14 protein-coding genes are annotated in these 16,799 nt (G+C 44.3%); 2 read left to right on the top strand and 12 right to left on the bottom strand.

What is annotated here, in order from left to right; genetic code table 11:
- Positions 1 to 77 precede the first annotated feature (77 nt).
- From BN3456_RS14380 to BN3456_RS14340, 9 genes are all read right to left on the bottom strand, one after another.
- Entirely contained in the window at positions 78 to 1,445 is a 1,368-nt protein-coding gene (locus BN3456_RS14380; RefSeq protein WP_089985237.1) for a spore germination protein, read from the bottom strand.
- A 108-nt stretch (positions 1,446 to 1,553) separates the two neighbouring features.
- A complete protein-coding gene (locus BN3456_RS14375) occupies positions 1,554 to 2,072 on the bottom strand; it encodes a deoxyuridine 5'-triphosphate nucleotidohydrolase (RefSeq protein WP_089985235.1) in 519 nt (172 codons plus the stop codon).
- Between the two features lie 12 nt (positions 2,073 to 2,084).
- Positions 2,085 to 2,576: an anaerobic ribonucleoside-triphosphate reductase activating protein gene (gene nrdG / locus BN3456_RS14370; RefSeq protein ID WP_089985233.1), complete on the bottom strand. Its 492-nt coding sequence runs from the start codon at positions 2,574 to 2,576 to the stop codon at positions 2,085 to 2,087.
- Between the two features lies 1 nt (position 2,577).
- The gene (gene nrdD / locus BN3456_RS14365) at positions 2,578 to 4,698 is read right to left on the bottom strand and encodes an anaerobic ribonucleoside-triphosphate reductase (RefSeq protein WP_089985230.1); all 2,121 of its coding nucleotides are present in this window, start codon (positions 4,696 to 4,698) and stop codon (positions 2,578 to 2,580) included.
- A gap of 160 nt (positions 4,699 to 4,858) precedes the next feature.
- On the bottom strand, positions 4,859 to 5,878 hold the full coding sequence (locus BN3456_RS14360; RefSeq protein ID WP_089985227.1) for an alpha-hydroxy-acid oxidizing protein: 1,020 nt from the start codon (positions 5,876 to 5,878) through the stop codon (positions 4,859 to 4,861).
- 69 nt (positions 5,879 to 5,947) lie between these two features.
- Positions 5,948 to 6,961, bottom strand: coding sequence for a GntR family transcriptional regulator (locus BN3456_RS14355; protein WP_089985225.1), 1,014 nt, complete (start codon positions 6,959 to 6,961; stop codon positions 5,948 to 5,950).
- A gap of 8 nt (positions 6,962 to 6,969) precedes the next feature.
- Positions 6,970 to 8,475, bottom strand: a complete 1,506-nt coding sequence (gene xylB, locus BN3456_RS14350; RefSeq protein WP_089985222.1) for a xylulokinase — start codon at positions 8,473 to 8,475, stop codon at positions 6,970 to 6,972.
- A gap of 14 nt (positions 8,476 to 8,489) precedes the next feature.
- Positions 8,490 to 10,874 carry a pyruvate formate lyase family protein gene (locus BN3456_RS14345; protein WP_089985220.1) on the bottom strand — a complete coding sequence of 795 codons (2,385 nt, stop codon included), beginning with the start codon at positions 10,872 to 10,874 and terminating at the stop codon, positions 8,490 to 8,492.
- Positions 10,875 to 11,032: 158 nt separating this feature from the next.
- Entirely contained in the window at positions 11,033 to 11,899 is an 867-nt protein-coding gene (locus tag BN3456_RS14340) for a glycyl-radical enzyme activating protein (protein WP_089985218.1), read from the bottom strand.
- A gap of 226 nt (positions 11,900 to 12,125) precedes the next feature.
- Here BN3456_RS14340 and BN3456_RS16390 point away from each other — a divergent pair, with 226 nt between their 5' ends.
- Both BN3456_RS16390 and BN3456_RS16385 read left to right on the top strand, forming a co-directional pair.
- Positions 12,126 to 13,223: an HAD-IC family P-type ATPase gene (locus BN3456_RS16390; RefSeq protein ID WP_242862897.1), complete on the top strand. Its 1,098-nt coding sequence runs from the start codon at positions 12,126 to 12,128 to the stop codon at positions 13,221 to 13,223.
- Positions 13,216 to 14,265, top strand: a complete 1,050-nt coding sequence (locus tag BN3456_RS16385) for an HAD-IC family P-type ATPase (protein WP_242862896.1) — start codon at positions 13,216 to 13,218, stop codon at positions 14,263 to 14,265. The genes BN3456_RS16390 and BN3456_RS16385 overlap by 8 nt, the downstream gene beginning before the upstream one ends.
- Before the next feature lie 54 nt (positions 14,266 to 14,319).
- Here the strand turns inward: BN3456_RS16385 and BN3456_RS14330 are convergent, their stop codons facing one another.
- The 3 genes from BN3456_RS14330 to BN3456_RS16495 form a co-directional block, all read right to left on the bottom strand.
- Positions 14,320 to 15,159 (bottom strand): rhodanese-like domain-containing protein, encoded by an 840-nt coding sequence (locus BN3456_RS14330; RefSeq protein WP_089985216.1) that lies wholly within the window; start codon positions 15,157 to 15,159, stop codon positions 14,320 to 14,322.
- Positions 15,160 to 15,409: 250 nt separating this feature from the next.
- Positions 15,410 to 15,589 (bottom strand): hypothetical protein, encoded by a 180-nt coding sequence (locus BN3456_RS14325; protein WP_074180249.1) that lies wholly within the window; start codon positions 15,587 to 15,589, stop codon positions 15,410 to 15,412.
- Positions 15,590 to 15,765: 176 nt separating this feature from the next.
- Entirely contained in the window at positions 15,766 to 16,782 is a 1,017-nt protein-coding gene (locus BN3456_RS16495) for a BclA C-terminal domain-containing protein (RefSeq protein ID WP_089985213.1), read from the bottom strand.
- Positions 16,783 to 16,799 lie beyond the last annotated feature (17 nt).

The raw sequence follows: 16,799 nt of genomic DNA, 5'->3' as shown, positions 1-16,799 counted from the left end.
ATACCACCTTTTTCCCCTTTGCGCAAAAACTTTTTCTCCGCAAAGGGAAAAGGAAATATTTTCATTGAAAATTTTTATTAATGTAACTTTATATTAAGATAGTTTCTGCCGGACAAGGTCTTATTAAATGCGAGAAAACACAGTATAAGGACACATCCGATAATGAATCCCGGTAAGTTTAAACAAGCTGTCAGTATTAAGAGAATAAGCCGCATAAACTTCAATGCATAACCGAGTTCAAAGTTGGGCTGGGTATAGTTGGCAACCGCCACAAAGGCCATGTACAACATTACCTCTGCATTGAACCAGCCCGATTGTACCGAAAATTCCCCCATAACAAGACCTGCAATTACGCTTAAAGGCGTACTGAGCATACTCGGGGTATTCAGTGCCGCAAGCCTAAGCCCATCAATGGATAACTCCAGTATCAGGAATTGAAATATTAAAGGAATGTTGATTGTATCTTTGACAGCTACAAAGCGGAATATGTCAGGGAGCCAATCAGGGTTTTGCATAAACAGCATAAACGTCGGTGTCAAAAACATAGTGAGAATTGTAATCAATATTCGAGTAAATTTTAAGTAAACCCCTGTCATAGTGGGAAAATAGTAATCATTTGCCTCCTCGATCATATCCAGGATGGAGGTGGGCAGAATCATTGTAGAGGGAGAATTATCTACCAGGATCACAACCTTCCCCTCCAGAAGACACGCCACCGCTGTATCCGGTCTCTCTGTAAATTTAAATTTCGGGAAAGGGTTAAACCATTTTCTTTTAAACATTTCCTCCGCCAGGGTCTGCTGATTCATCCGCAAATCATCTATCTGAAGCTGGTTGATCCGATTTTGTATATTTTTCAGCATTTCCTCATCCACCCTGTCAGACATATAGCTTATGGCGATATCAGTTCTGGTAGTATTTCCCGCCTCCACCATTTCCATGATCAGATGAGGATCTCGTATACGCCTGCGTATCATTGCTGTATTAAATACAATATTTTCTACAAAGCCATCTCTGGAGCCATGTAAGGATTTATCTTTTTCCGGCTCCTCCACACTCCTTGCCGGATAAGTGCGGCAGTCAATGGCAATGCAGGCTTCATATCCTTCAATAAAAAGGCAGGAGATTCCGGACAAAACATTTTTTATCACCTCATCAAAGCTGGAAATAATATCCACTGAATCATAGGGTATATATTTACGGGAAAATGAAGTTGCATCTTTAGGCATCTCTCTCTCTTTTACACCCAAAAAGGAGGTTATGATCTTCTGCATGGTCTCCTCTTTCATAAACCCGTTAATAAAGTAGAGCGTAGCATATCTGCCTCCAATTATAATTTCCCGCCGAAGCATATCAAAACTTTCCTCCACCGGAAGAACCTGATTCATATATTCAATATTTTCTCGGAAAGAATCGCTTACTCTTCCCACTGCTTTCTTCACCATAGAACATTCATTCCTTTCCTGTTGCCTGATATTCTATGGTTAGAGTACCCAGAACCTTCCAATCTTAAACGGGGTCTGACCCTTTTGAGGCTCGTTTTCAGAATTGTTTTATAATTTTAGAGTTGTACTGCCAAATCCACCGTTTCTGGTTTCTGTGGCATCATCATCTACTGTAATTCCGTATTCTACAAATATGCCCTGCATGAATCCTTCTCCTCGGCCGATGTCTATAGTCTTATCTTCTTTTGTATCATTGGTTATTTTGGAGAAAATATGTCCTTCGTTGTCAGAATAAAAATAGTCACTGTCGATAATTCCCACCGTATTATTCATCTGTAGTCTGTATTTGAAGCCAAGACCGCTTCTGGGATAGCATTTTAAAACCCAGCCTTCCTCCATCTCTGCGCGGATACCTGTGGGAATTTTCACTGTTTCACCGGGTTTCAATACCAAGTGCATCGGTGCATAGAAATCATAACCCGCCGAACCGGAAGTAGCCCGCCTTGGCAGCTTGATTTCTTCATATATATTTTGAAGCGTTTCTTCCTCCTCCGATCCAAAGGTATCAGCCCAGTCTGTTTTAAATTGTTCAAGGCTTACTTTGTAAAATTTTGCAATTCTCTGCATGTTTGTCTCCTTCTACTCATCGTGCAGTACAATCACACCATTCTTAAGGCTTTGCTGTACATCGATTACTTTTTGATTTGCACTGCCTTTCCAGTGCAGTTTTGTATCTTTTAAATCCACATCGAATCTTCCGTCTACCACTACATCAAGATATTTCATGGCCGCCAGATCTTTGACCTCATCCCACTCATATCCTGTGTAAAGCCACTGGGTTTTATCTGGGAACTTTTGTTTTATCTCCTCTGCCAATGCTGTAATATCGGCCCTGTTAGAGACAAACAGCGGGTCGCCCCCGCTGTATGTGATACCACTGATATAGTCTCTTCTCAGATACCCATAAAGTTCTTCTTTCGCTTCCCGATCAAACAGAATTCCCCCGTTAGGATCCCAGGTGACAGGGTTGTGACATTCCCTGCAGCCATGAGAACAGCCGGCAACCCAGAGAACTACCCGCAGCCCGTCGCCATTTAACATATCGTCCTTTGTAATATTATGGTACTGCATATTACATACTTTTCCTTTCTGCAATCTCCGCCATCTTTGCATCATTGAGCCTTGTATCCCCCTTCACACGGGAATAGGACAGGTATCCGTTCATTCTGTCTATTTTTGTCAGGTTTTTGCTTTTGCACACCGGGCATATGTCCATATCCAATTCTTCGTGTCCGCAGTCATCGCAATAAGAAAGAGAAAGGTTTACTCCTTCGTAGAAACCCTTGTCCATAGCTCTTCTGACCAGGGACTTCACAGCTTCTATATTATAATTAATCGGATATTTTACATACTGAATCTTTCCGCCATTACATAAATTCCAGAACCGGCCCTCCAGATCCTGTTTTTCAATAGGTGTAATATCCTCGCTCACGTGACAGTGAAAACTGTTGCTTATATATTCCCTGTCAGACACATTTTCAATAATCCCGTATTTCTTGCGGAACTGCTGTACCTGTACGCCGCAGAGATTCTCTGCAGGTGTACCGTAGATTGCATACAGATGCCCGTCTTCTTCCTTGAACTCATTGATCTTATCATTAATGTGGCTTAAAGTCTCAACGGCAAATTCCCCGTCTTCGACCAGGGATTTTTTATTGTAAAGCTCTTGTAGTTCATTCAATGCCGTAATGCCGAAAGATGCTGTTGCCGACTTCAGGAGAGGCTTTATTTTATCATATAAGCCCAAATGCCCACCGTAGAATCCACCTTCACAGTATGCCAGCGGGTTGGTGGATGCCTTTAGTTCACCCAGATAATCATAGGTTCTCTGGTGCAGCTTCCTGATCAGGTTCAGATAATAATCCAATACTTCAAAAAATGGCTTGTTTTCCTGCTGAGACTTCGCATATATCATAGGCAGATGCAGACTGATAGCCCCTATATTAAATCTGCCCACAAATACCGGCTCGTCCTTCTCGTCTGCGGGCTCCATTCCTCCTCTTTCGTACCAGGGAGATAAAAATGCCCTGCAGCCCATAGGGCTTACAATTTTTCCGTACTTTTTGTACATACTCGGCACATAACCTTCTCCGGTCAGACTGAGCCAATCAGGATACATGGTTTTCCTCGAGCACTCTATGCCGGCCTCAAACAAATCCTCCATAGGCTTTCCCGGGCCGTGGAGATTCTCATCATATAAAAATACAATTTTGGGAAAGAGAACCGGCTTTTTGTGCCCCTCTTTTCCCTGCCCTTTCCGGCGCACCTCCAACATCTTAAATGTTGCCAGTTTGCCGTAAATGCTGGTACGGGTTCCAGCTGATACTGTAATAAAGGGATAATCACCGCGGCTTGAAGAAACAGAATTAAACTTGTACTCCCATCCCTGAAAGCCCTGCTCCATCTCTTTCTCTAAATCCTTCCATGCAACCTTCTGAACCATCTCTTCGGGAAGTTCAAGGCCTCTATACTTTTCAAGAAGACGTTTGTGTGATTTTTCGGCATAAGGCTCCAAAATCTCATCTACGTTTGGAACAGTAAAGCCGCCATACTGCTGGCTTGCCGCACTCAGCACAATATCTCCTATAACGTCAAAGGCAGTGTCCAGAGTTTTGGGCTCATTGTACCATAGATTTCCCATCTCAAAGCCGCCATTTAACACGCTCTTCACATCAAAAAGGCAGCAGTTCATTGTATCCCTTCTGGCAGACATATCATGGATATAGATGTACCCTTCGCGTATAGCCTGTATCTCCTCTACAGTCAGAAAGAACTTCTTATACAATTCTTTATTCAGTTCGTTGAAAATCAAACTTCTCTTAGTGGATACAAGAGCACTGTCGGTATTGCTGTTCTCTTTGTCGCCGATATACATAATAGACTGGCTCTTCTTGTACACATCATCCAGCATCTGTACAAAATCCTGTTTGTAATTCCGATAATCCCTGTAACTCTTTGCCACAACCGGATTCACCTTTTCAAGGGCCCCCTCCACTATATTATGCATCTCTGCAATGGGGATGTCTGTGACATTTAATGACTTTGCTTTCTCCTCCACAAATTGACAGATATAATCCAGTTCCTCGTCTGTGAATTTAATCAGGGCCCGATAAGCTGATTTATTGACCGCTACTACGACCTTCTGTACATTAAAATCTTCTTTTGTCCCGTCTTTTTTGATAATCTTCATCATAAGCCCCGCTCCTTTTCATACATTGATTTATTCTACATTTAGTGCTTATCTTTTTATATCCAACTATATAATGTGTTATTACTAATATTAACACTCAATCGAATACAGAGTCAATATTGAATCTTTCACAAAAAAGGACATGGATTTTTGAAGAAATCTTTTAACATTTCCAAATCATACTTTTTTGAATCTCAGAAATAGAAAATGCACCGCACATTGCCATGGTATCTTTCAGTTCCGATCCTATTTTTTCTATGTACGCAGCAACTCCTTCAGCTGCTCCTCCGTATACTGCCGTCACAAAAGGCCGGGCAATCAGAACTCCGTCAGCTCCCAACGCCAAAGCTTTAAACAGATCAACTCCTGAGCGAATTCCGCCGTCCACAAATATTTTCATCTCACTGCCCACAGTCTCCACAATGGAGGGTAGAGCCTCCGCCGTTGACGGGCACTGGTCGAGCACACGTCCTCCGTGATTTGACACGACAATCCCCTGAACTCCTGCTTCTTTTGCCTTGTGTGCTGCTTTCGGGGTCATGATTCCTTTGAGAATAAATGGAATCTCTGCCATCTTTACGATTTCTTTTAATTCTTTCACAGATTTACTTCCGGCCGGTGGATTTAAGTTTTTAAGAAACGGCAGTCCGGCTGCATCGATATCCATCGCCACAGCAAATGCGCCTGATTTCTTTACCAGTTCCATCTTCTCCCGAATCGTTTCCAGATCCCAGGGCTTTACAGTGGGAATCCCTATACCGCCTGCATTGTGAATTGCCTTTGTGGCCTCTGTCATAACAACAGGATTCGTCCCGTCACCTGTAAATGCGGCAATTCCATTTTCTGAACAGGCCGAAACAAGAATATCGTTATACTCCTGCTCCTCATATTTATCTCCGTAGTGCAGCTTTATTGCTCCTACCGGCCCCGCAAAAAACGGATAATCAAAGGTATTTCCAAAAAGTTCGATTTCCGTCTGTATCGGCTTTTGCTCGCAGAGAGTGTCCATATTGACACGCACCTCCTGCCATTTGCGATAGTTTCTTATGGCCAGATCTCCGGTGCCTTTTGCTCCCGGCCCGGGCATTGTATTCTTACATACAACTCCGTCACAAACATTGCACGCCTTGCAGTAAGGCCCGATGCATCCTCTCGCATTTTTAATCACTTCACTGTATTCCATCTCTTATATCCTCCCATTCTTTACATTCCCGTAACTATCCGGTACTTAGCCAAAGTAAGATGAAGCTAGTTACAAACTTCCTTTTATTAAATAAACATCTGATACCCAGCTCTCTCCCTTTTGATTCTGCTCCTGCAGACATTCATAAATCTGGCTCACGCTTTCTTTCAGATTCTGGACATACGTAACCACATGCCTTCTTTTGGCTTCTCGGAAATCATCTATGGATGCTATCTGCATCTGCAGTTTCAGCCGGCCGGCCGCTTTCGATACCGCCACACCACTTTCTCTGTCACCACAGATAATCGCCTGTGGGAGTCTTTCCTTGGAAGCTTTCAAACGGTTCAATACAAAATCACTGCTGCTGTTCCGGCATTTCCAGGGAAGCCTGAGAAATATCTCTTTTGCTCCTGCTATCTTCAAGTAAGCCCTTTCGCGCCCCCGGATACTGTAGATATCACTTCGATCCCAGCCTGCATACCCGATATCCGTGTACCCCATCTCTCTTAATTTCTCATAAATTTCACAAATCGCTCTATCATTATCCAAGGCCACACAGTCTGCATAAGGAAGTCCTTTATCTGTGTCGAAAAATACCATATTCATACCCATCGCCCTGAGTCTTTTCAGCTTCTCTATATCCACCGGCAAATCCTCCAGCCACACTGCCACATTCTGAAGTCCTCTCTTATAAAGCCGGTACAGACAGTTTTCCAGAGTTTCCCTGGGGGGGGGTTCTACATAGAGGACCATAGACCCCTCCCGTTGTGCATACCGCTGAAAATGAGCAATAAAGTCTGAAAAAAACGGGTTTTTAGCCGGGGCAATCAGTACGATCATATCCATATTACAGGCAGTTCCGTAATTGTGAAAGCAAATTCTCGTTCCACTGCCCACTTCTCTTACAATCAGGTTGTCTTCTTCTAAAAGCTCCAGTGCCTTACGAAGAGTTACCCGGCTCACATCCAGCTCTTCCGCCAGATTACGTTCAGCTGGTATCTTTTCTCCTTCTTTATATGTGCCATTAAAAATGGCTTCACATATCCGGTTTTTAACATTAATATATAAATTTTCTTCGCCCATAAATATTATTATAATCCTTCACGGTGAATACTGCAATCGAACAGCTCCTTATTCCTGGGATACAATTCCTTATAAACTTCATATCTTTCCTGGTATATTTTCTGGTTTTCCAAATCAGGTATTACTGTATCTTTGCTGAGGCAGACAATCCTGTCACACGCTTCTTCATAGGAGGCATACCCTCCTGTTCCTACGGCTGCTGTAATAGCTGCACCCACACATGCCTGTTCTTTTCCTATGCTTGTATAGATTTCTTTGCCAAACATATCTGCCTGTATCTGGCGGAACAATCTTCCTCTCGCTCCACCGCCTGAGGCAAAAATACGCTGGAACTCTATCCCCATGTCCCGAAAAATCTCCAGAGAATTTTTCATTCCAAAAATAATTCCCTCCATGGTGCTCCGAATCATCTCTGCCCTGGTGTGTTTCAGTGTCAGCCCCAGATAAATACCTTTTGCATCGGGATTATTATAGGGTGTCCGCTCCCCGCTTAAGTAGGGCAGGAAAAGGAGTCCGCTGCTGCCGGCGGGAACTTTTTCTGCCAGTGCCGTCATCTCATCATAGGACTGCATATCCAGGATGTTTTTCATCAGCCATTTGAGTGCCACCCCGCCGCTTAAATTAGCCCCCATAAGCATCCATCTGTCCTCCCGCACATGACAGAAGGTATTCGTCCGGTACAGGCTGTCATGTAAAGGTTGTGGAATGGTGCAGGAAAGCTGGCTGGAAGTGCCGATGTTAGCAGAAAGGGTCCCAGGAGATATAATTCCGTTTCCTATCCCCTGCATCAGACTGTCGCCACCTCCGTATACAAGCTTTGTACCTGCCTTTAAGCCTGTATTTCTTTCACATTCTTGCGTTACTTCTCCGGCAATTTCATAAGCCTCATGACAAGGAACAAAGAACTCTCTTTTAATCCCCAGTCTTTCGATAAACTTCCAGGCCCACTGCCTGTTTTTTGTGTCAAAAATGACTGCGCTGGAAGCGTCGGACATATCTGTTCCCAGTTCCCCACACATCTTATAGCGAAGGTAGTCTTTTGGAAGCATAACTTTAAAAATTTTTGCATAAATTTTCGGCTCATGCTTTTTTACCCACATAAGGGAAGTGATTAAAAAACCGGTGCTTAATGAATTCAGTACTACTTCTTTGTACTCTTCTTCCGGTATCACTGAATAAATATCCCTGATTTCTTCTCCGGATCGCTGATCAGCCCATATAATCGCATCCCTGATAAGATTTCTGTTTTTATCAATCATTACCAGTCCATGCATCTGCCCGGAATAACCGATTCCCCGTATATTTTCCTTTATCCCGGAATGTTTCACCAAAATCGCCTGTATTGTTCTCTCGGCGGCCTGACAGAGCAGGTTCATATCCTGCTGGGCATATTGCTGTTGGGGCTTTATGATGTCGTACCCTTCCTGCGCGATATCTATAATCTCGCCGTCTTCTCTCATCAGAAGGGATTTCACGCTGGAGGTTCCAAGGTCTATTCCGATATAATACTGCATCTTTTCTCTCCTTCTCACATACTTGCAGACGCCGGGTCCAGCCTTTTAATAATGTCCTCCTGAATATCCTGTGATAAATCCAGGAAGTTAACGAATGTCCCGTGAATTCTCACAATATACACTCCACTGGGGGCATATCTTTTGGGATTTGTAAGGACTTTCCTCAACATCTCAGGGGTGGCCACATTCACGTATAAGTAAAACGGAGATACTCCTTTTTCCTGTGGGTTGTAGAAAAGTGGCACCACAATCTTATCACGAAACTCAAGACCCTTGCTTTCAAATTCAGATGATTTAAAATAGTTTGGATTGATTCCCAAATGAGATGCATATCCTCCATTCATCTTTTCAAAAGGCAGCTTCATATTGGACAACATTCTAAAGCCCAGTCCCTGGTGAGCCTCTCCGTACAGCGGGTCTACGCCATAGCCCAGTTGTTCCCTTGCTTTTCTCCCGTCCGGTGTGGCCCCGACCCAGTATCCATACAAAAGATGGGTGGAAGGTGTGGACCAATCAGGTCTAAATGGATTGCCCAGATAATTCTTTCTGGACGCAACCATGTCGCTGACTTTGTTTGCAATCTCCGCAGCTTCTTCATCTACCACTGCTATATGATTTCCAAACTTTGGTGCTGTCATAAGGTACTGCTGCATTGCAGGATCGTTTTTAAAATTTGTGCTAAGTGCAGCTATCAGCCTGTCAGCATCCTGGGGGCGTTCCTTTAACAAGGTGTCAATTGCTATAAAAGAATCCGCAACTACAGACAACCCATGAATTAAGCAGCCGCTTCCGTTATATTTCGTCCCCTGTTTCTTTGTGTCTCTTGCGTCAATACCGCTTTTAACTCCCCCCATCATGGCAGACAAAAATGGAACCTGAAGAAGGCCAACTGCCTCAGATGCTGCATTTGCACAGGCAATCATTTTATCCAGATATTCGTTCAGATTTTGATAAAATGTTTTTCTGATATTCTCAAGTATCGACTTCTTATCTGCATACCCCAGCTCTTCATCGCTCTTGCCCAGTTTTTTTCCAGTAATGGTGGATATCCCTCCGTTTAAAGATAGTTCAAGCACTTTCCCCAGATTCAGCCAGCTGTTTGTTGTATTCCCATTGTCTTTTCCCATAATCAGCGGTTCCTGACAGCCTGCCACAGAATAGTCCTCCAAATCTTCAGCACTTATGCCACTCATGCTCTGCAGTACCGGGAAAACAGAATCGTCATTAAAAAGTGACGGTGTCAGACAACCGGGTGTAAAGAAAAATCTTCCCAGGCTTTCATACAATTCCTGCGGTGTGTTTTTGTGAAGTTTTACGGAAAGTATGGGCTGAGGAAGATTCATATCAAAATAAGCATCCAAAAGAGCATAAGACGTCGGATTCGTCAGATCTTCCCCCGTGTTTGATTTTCCACCTACAATAAGGTTCTGGGAAATTGCCCAGCTTCTATCAGCTACATTGAAGAAAACGAGCAAATGTTTGAACAGTGCCGCTGCTATCTCACGGTCTGTCTCTTCCATTGCACGGTATGGCTCAAATATTCTGTCCGCGTTTCCCACCGAAAAGGCAAATGGATTAGGCGTCTGCTCCAGACACATAGTCTGCCAGATTAAAATAAAGGACTGGATGGCCTCGTATAGGTTCTCCGCCCCTTTTTCCGGAACCTTTCTCAGAGTTTCTTCCATCAACGCATACCGCGGCTTATCTTTCTCTTCTGCTGCTTCATACTTTTCATGGGCCAGTTTAGCGTACCTTTCGGCCAAAATCAGTACTGCATCCAATGCAGTATCCATGGCCAGGAAATAGACTTTCTTCTCTTCGTCATTTTCCTTTTCCCTATTTCGATGTATTTCATCCTTGACACCCTGTACTCCATATTTCAGTAAGGGCCGCACGTCGGGAACCAGATGTCCTGTTACCTGTTCAATAAAAAAGATAGCCTCACTTGTACTGTCCCCTGCAAGGTCATATGCCCGGCGCAGTGCGTCCGAAAATGCCGTGTGATTATTGTACTCTTTCAAATCGTCAATTCTTTCCTGTGTAATATCCCCTATGGGATCAATGTCCTCAAATACCGCCACCGGATCACAATATCCGCAGAAAGAGTCCACGGTAAAAGCGGGGTTAATCAGCGCGTAGGAACGCGCAAAAGAATCATCCTGTGTTCCTGCGAACAAATGATAATCACTGATCCACAGAGGAAGCGCTTTCACAGTCTCCTTCAGCGTCTTTGCAATGCGGAGAGAATCCGGTTCGTCCTGAAACTCCTCATCGCAGCGCCTCATAATCTCTTTTGCCAGAAACCACCCCTCCAGGTGGTCAATACTACGTTCTTCCTGAAACCTCTCTTTCGCCAAAACGGTAATTTCAGAAGCCCATAATCCAAGTCTTGCTAACATAATTCCATCCTTTCTAAAGGGGGACTGTCCCTTTCTGAAGGGGGACTGTCCCTTTTGAGTTCCGTTTTCAGAATATTCTCATCTTTTCAGGAGGGCAGAGATGCCGCAAAGCGAACTTGCCCTCCTGAATCCCCGCCACTTTGCTGACATATATCGTTTTATGTACTCATATATTGCAGACCGCATTCTACAATTGCCTGCCTGAATTGCCTGACCCCTTGATCACTTACATAGGCTGCATCTGTCATCTTATATTCCCACCCACATTGATGCCATTTCTCTTTCCCAAATTCATGATACTGCAATACTTCGAATGTCACATTATCTCCACTTATAGATTTGAAGAACTCCAAAAATTCTTTCTGGTCCTCATCGCTGTCATTGATGCCACCTATCAGCGGCACGCGAATATGTACGCAGGGATGCGTCCTTGCAGCCTCCCCTATGTTTTTCATAATATGAACATTGGAGATCCCTGTAAACTGACGGTGCTTCACATCATCACACAATTTACAGTCCATAATAAGCTGGCTGATATATGGAAAACACTCCGCCAGTCGGACATGAGTCCCGTTGGTCTCCACAGCAGTATGTATCCCCTTGGCCCGCAGCCTTTTAAGCACCTTAAGAAGTTCCGAAAATTGTACTGTGGCCTCCCCCCCGGTAAAAGTAACTCCTCCGCCATCATAAAACATCAAAGAATTGGACACAGTCGCTTCCACCAACGTGTCTATATTTATCTCTTCATAAGACAACCTTATTCCCTTCGTCCGGTGTTTCGTAATACACTCATGCTCTGGGCAGCTTTGGCATATTTCCCGCTCAAGTATGCCATCTTGAATTGCACGGTGGGGACAGACTTCCTCCAGTAGCCACTCCTTTTCTGTAATTAACACCCCCTCTGGCTTCATTCCCTCGGGGTTGGAACACCAGGGACACCTCATATTGCAGCCCTGTAAGTGGTAAACAAGCCGATTTCCAAAGCCATCCTGAGAATAGTTGAAGCCTTTCTGAAAAATTTTCATAAAATCTTCCTCTTCTAAATTAGTTATAATTGTTCCTCTTCTAAATGGTATTGTATAATGATACCACTTAGAAGTCAACCCAAAGCATTTTTCAAATCCATAGGATTCATCTGGGCAAATCGGAGAACAAAATCACTTCCCAAAAGTTGACAATCTGCATAGACATGTTATATTTATGAGGTCATTATACAACAGGCAGCTTCAAAAAAACAGGCATGATACCGAAATGAAACTCAGCTCTTATTCTTTTATGGCAACGGATAAATTATTTTCTCTTTTCTCCACTGCAGAAACCGGACTAACAAGCGAAGAAGCCCTGCACAGGCAAGATGAAAACGGAAAAAATGTTATTACAACAGGAAAGAAAAATACAGTGCTTCACCGTCTGAGAGAGGCCATGATTCATCCTTTTAATGTTATCCTGCTTCCGGCAGATGTTCGCTTTCTGACAACGAAAGACACCTTTATTGCCCAGGCTGCATTGACAGGAGAATCCAACCCTGTAGAGAAATTCAGCATTTCAAAAAACAAACCGGAGGATGGATTGACTGATTTAACGAATCTTGGTTTTACAGGTTCCAATGTAATTAGCGGCAGTGCTACGGCTGTGGTACTTGCTACCGGCAATGACACCTACCTGGGATCTATGGCAAAGTCCCTATCCGGTGATCGGGCAAAAACCAGTTTTGAACGAGGGGTGGATTCCATCAGCCGTCTCCTTATAAACATGATGCTGGTTATGGTTCCTGTCGTATTTCTCATCAATGGTTTTGCCAAAAGTGACTGGACAAATGCCTTTCTCTTTGCCATTAGCATTGCTGTCGGGCTTACGCCGGAAATGCTGCCGGTAATTATGACTACAACGCTGGCTAAAGGGGCTGTTTCCATGTCAAAGCACAGGGTAATTGTCCGCACACTCGGCGCTATACAGACCTTCGGAGAAATGGATATACTTTGCACAGATAAAACCGGGACATTGACTGAGGACAAGATTGTGTTGGAAAAGTATATGAACCTTCACGGGGAGGACGATAGTCGTATACTTCGGCATGCCTATCTTAACAGTTATTTTCAGACCGGTCTAAAAAATCTAATCGACCTTGCTATTATCAACCGGGCCGCAAAAAATGGGCTGGAACCCATCTTGGAGAAGTATAGCCGTGTAGATGAAATACCTTTCGATTTCTCCCGCGGCAGAATGAGCGTAGTTTTGACGGACAAAACAGGAAAAAGACAACTTATTACGAAAGGTGCCGTGGAGGAAATTATCTCTATCTCCTCTTTTGTGGAAATGAGCGGACAGATTGTGCCTATGGATGAGTAAAGCTATTTCCACTCTTCTGGAACACGGTGTACGCACCGTTGTTCTCACAGGAGACAGCGAAGGCGTGGCATTGAAGGTCTGCGGCAAAGTAGGCGTAAACACTTCAAGCCTTGTAATCGGACGTGATGTAGACCAAATGGATGATGATGAATTATTGAAAGCCGTTAAAAACTGCGACTTATTCGCAAAGTTGTCCCCTGCCCAGAAAGAACGGGTAGTAAGAGCCTTTCAGGCAGCAGGTCATACTGTAGGATACCTGGGAGACGGTATCAATGATGCCTCCGCCCTGCGACAGGCAGATGTTGGGATTTCAGTGGACAGTGCCGTGGATATTGCCAAAGAAACTGCCGACATCATTCTTCTGGAAAAAGACTTAATGGTGCTCGAACAAGGTGTCATTGAGGGGAGACGTACCTTCGGAAATATCATGAAGTATATTAAGATGGCCGCAAGTGGTAATTTCGGCAATATGATTTCAGTCATTGCAGCCAGCATTTTTCTGCCTTTTCTGCCCATGCTGCCTGTGCAGATATTAACACAAAACCTGCTGTGTGACTTTGCACAGATGGGTATTCCCTTTGACAGCGTGGATAAAGAATACATGAAGAAACCGCGAAAATGGGAAACACACTCTATCAAGTCCTTTATCACGTATATGGGGCCATTAAGCTCTGTATTTGATATTCTGTGTTTTGCCATTCTATGGTTGGTGATCGGTGCAAATACGATGGAACAGGCCCCTTTGTTTCAATGCGGATGGTTCGTATTTGGAACGGTATCACAAGTATTAGTCATTTATATGATCCGCACAGCAAAAATACCGTTCCTTCAAAGCAAACCTTCGGCACCACTTTTCCTGTCCACACTTGTGATAACCGCGGCCGGACTGATAACGGGCTTTACAGATTTTGCAGTAGGTTTGGATATGCGCCGCCTGCCTCCACAGTTTGCTCTTTGGCTGGCTGTAATTCTTATTGGTTATCTTCTGTGTGTTCAGCTTGTGAAAAAAATATATGTACACAAATATGGAGAATGGATGTAAAAACAGCGGGGTATCCCCCGCTGTCTGCCGTCTCTTTAACACCTTATAACTATGCTATTTTACAAAAGCCGCTGAGATGTCACTGTCCTTTGCTCCATCCTGAATAATAAAAAGATTATCCGGGTCAAATCCTGCATCCTTTAACACTGAAACCCCTGTCTTTGCACATTTGTTTCCACTGTAGCACAAAAAATATACCGGTTTATCTTTGTCCAGCTCACCTGACAAATCATACATTGCTGTCTGAGCATCCGGATTTTCAACATCTTTTAGATCTACCTGCAGTGTATCCTTTAAATGTCCCTCTTCGTATGTTTTATCATCACGCACATCTACAATCTGAGGATCCTCCATTGACAGCACATCGGTACCTTTAACATACTGCCAGTCAATATTCTCATCTACCCGGTTCGTTGTAAGGGCGCCTTTTTCCTTTGCAAGTGCTTTTGCTCCACCTTCCACAGTATAAATCAGGCTCTCATCAACCCCCGCTTCTTTGAGAACGCCGGTTGCTTTCTGTGCACCTTTCTGACCGCTGTTGCAGACAATGTATATCTTTTCACCATCGCTTAATTTGTCTTTAGCATATGTTTTCATTTGGTCCACCAGTGAATCATCTTCCAGTGGGAAAATAGGACACCATTCGGAGTCTTCAATTCTTCCTTCGGCATAGTTGCTCCACTCACGTACATCCAATACATGTGTTTTGCCTTCCTTGGCAGCTGCCACTGCATCAGTAGTGGAAACAAACTGATATTCACCCTTCTCTTTTACCTCTGTCTCGGCCTCTGTACCGTTTTCTTTCGGGCTGCCGGTCTCTTTTGATCCGCAGGCTGTAAACATAGACATTGCCAATGCACCCGTCAATAAAAGTGCTAGTACTCTCTTCTTCATATCTTCCTCCTTAGTCATATCATACCATAGTAGTATACAATTCTTATACGAACTGTTCAAGTAAAGGAAGACAAATAGCCTATTGTTTTATTACATGGTAATATTGATATTTTCTATCTCTTCTGTTTGAATTTCTTTGCATCCTGAAAAACCGCAGCATATACTGCCTTATTGTATCTTCTAAGCTTGGCTTTCTGCTCCTCAAGCACCTCCTCTTTTGTCGCTGCACACAAAGCGTTTTATGCCGTAATTACCCCTGAAACATATTTTCTACATAATTTCTCATGGCCTCATGGCTGTGCTTTTGCTTTGCTCCCTCAACCACTTTCTCCTGCTCTTCTTTTGAAAGGTGTGAAAAATGGTTCAAAGCGTCTGAATGCTGCGCAAGTGCCATGGTAAAGCCAATAGGAAGTTCTTCATTATTTATCATTGTAAAGCTCCTTTCACAGGTTTTTTGTTAGTATGTGTTAGTTGTCATAATTCATACCAGTATATATTCTCTTTGTTTTATTTTGGCTTTCAGTTACAAAAAAATTGACATTACATTTGGAGCAGCCCAGGACAAGCCGGGCTGCTCCTTTTTACTTTATTTGAAGTTTTAAAAAACTACGCGAGTCGTATAACAGTAAGGGTAGCACCTGCACCGCGTTGGAGTACCGATGCCGCAATTACGCCAAAAAGCTGAAGTTCAAGTCTATCTCCGGCCGCCAGTGGAGTAATTGTAGTGGCAGATAAATCAGATACAGCTACAAGTGGAGCAAAAACGGTTCCGGGAAGTGTGGTGCCATTTAGTAATATTCTGGAAGACATAAGCACTGATGCCGTGATATTAATCTCGTAAGTCACCAGATAGGTGCCTGTGCTTGGTACAGTAAAAACAGTATTGGCACCATTTACCGTAAAGGTACTTAGATTCTGATTATTCGGCAGGCTTACCGTGGTACCACCAAGCACCACAGAGATAATACCTCCGGTTGTATTCTGTGCATTCATAGAAACCATTGTAACAGAAGTTCCGTCTGCTCCGGTGGGGCCTGTAGGACCGGTTGGCCCCGTAGGACCTGTCGGGCCTGTTGCACCTGTAGGACCTGCAGGACCTGCTGCCCCGTCTGCCCCTGTTGCACCTGTAGGACCTGCAGGACCTGCTGCCCCGTCTGCCCCTGTTGCTCCTGTCGGACCCACCGGGCCTGCAGCTCCTGTTGCTCCGGTAGGACCTGTAGGACCGGTTGCTCCCGTAGCTCCTCTTGCACCCGTTCCTCCTGTGGGGCCGGTTGCACCGGTTGCTCCCGTTGCTCCTCTTGCACCCGCTCCTCCTGTGGAGCCGGTTGCACCTGTTGCTCCCGTTGCCCCTCTTGGACCTATGTCACCTCTTGGACCCACATCGCCTCTTGGACCTGTATCGCCCGCAGGTCCCTGACTGCCGGTAGGACCTTCCGGACCCATCGGGCCTCTTGGTCCCATCGGGCCTCTCGGTCCCATCGGGCCTCTCGGTCCCATTGGACCAGTTGGTCCCGGAGGGCATACAGGTCTGGGGCGGCAATTTCCCGGGCCGCAGTTGCAGGGATTACAGTTTGAATTATTGTTGAAACAGCTTTGTTGTTCTATATTTTCATTTTCTTTCATAATTTTGACTCCTCATA

It is taken from the genome of Clostridium sp. C105KSO13, from assembly GCF_001517425.1.
Lineage (GTDB): Bacteria > Bacillota > Clostridia > Lachnospirales > Lachnospiraceae > Muricomes.
The sequence above is the reverse complement of the archived record's forward strand: the minus strand, read 5'-3'. Positions and strand labels throughout refer to the sequence as shown.

Bases quoted from the DNA above. Each gene is read 5' to 3' on its own strand.
- BN3456_RS14380 (WP_089985237.1), bottom strand. From the start codon at position 1,445: ATGGTGAAGAAAGCAGTGGGAAGAGTAAGCGATTCTTTCCGAGAAAAT.
- BN3456_RS14375 (WP_089985235.1), bottom strand. From the start codon at position 2,072: ATGCAGAGAATTGCAAAATTTTACAAAGTAAGCCTTGAACAATTTAAA.
- nrdG (WP_089985233.1), bottom strand. From the start codon at position 2,576: ATGCAGTACCATAATATTACAAAGGACGATATGTTAAATGGCGACGGG.
- nrdD (WP_089985230.1), bottom strand. From the start codon at position 4,698: ATGATGAAGATTATCAAAAAAGACGGGACAAAAGAAGATTTTAATGTA.
- BN3456_RS14360 (WP_089985227.1), bottom strand. From the start codon at position 5,878: ATGGAATACAGTGAAGTGATTAAAAATGCGAGAGGATGCATCGGGCCT.
- BN3456_RS14355 (WP_089985225.1), bottom strand. From the start codon at position 6,961: ATGGGCGAAGAAAATTTATATATTAATGTTAAAAACCGGATATGTGAA.
- xylB (WP_089985222.1), bottom strand. From the start codon at position 8,475: ATGCAGTATTATATCGGAATAGACCTTGGAACCTCCAGCGTGAAATCC.
- BN3456_RS14345 (WP_089985220.1), bottom strand. From the start codon at position 10,874: ATGTTAGCAAGACTTGGATTATGGGCTTCTGAAATTACCGTTTTGGCG.
- BN3456_RS14340 (WP_089985218.1), bottom strand. From the start codon at position 11,899: ATGAAAATTTTTCAGAAAGGCTTCAACTATTCTCAGGATGGCTTTGGA.
- BN3456_RS16390 (WP_242862897.1), top strand. From the start codon at position 12,126: ATGAAACTCAGCTCTTATTCTTTTATGGCAACGGATAAATTATTTTCT.
- BN3456_RS16385 (WP_242862896.1), top strand. From the start codon at position 13,216: ATGAGTAAAGCTATTTCCACTCTTCTGGAACACGGTGTACGCACCGTT.
- BN3456_RS14330 (WP_089985216.1), bottom strand. From the start codon at position 15,159: ATGAAGAAGAGAGTACTAGCACTTTTATTGACGGGTGCATTGGCAATG.
- BN3456_RS14325 (WP_074180249.1), bottom strand. From the start codon at position 15,589: ATGATAAATAATGAAGAACTTCCTATTGGCTTTACCATGGCACTTGCG.
- BN3456_RS16495 (WP_089985213.1), bottom strand. From the start codon at position 16,782: ATGAAAGAAAATGAAAATATAGAACAACAAAGCTGTTTCAACAATAAT.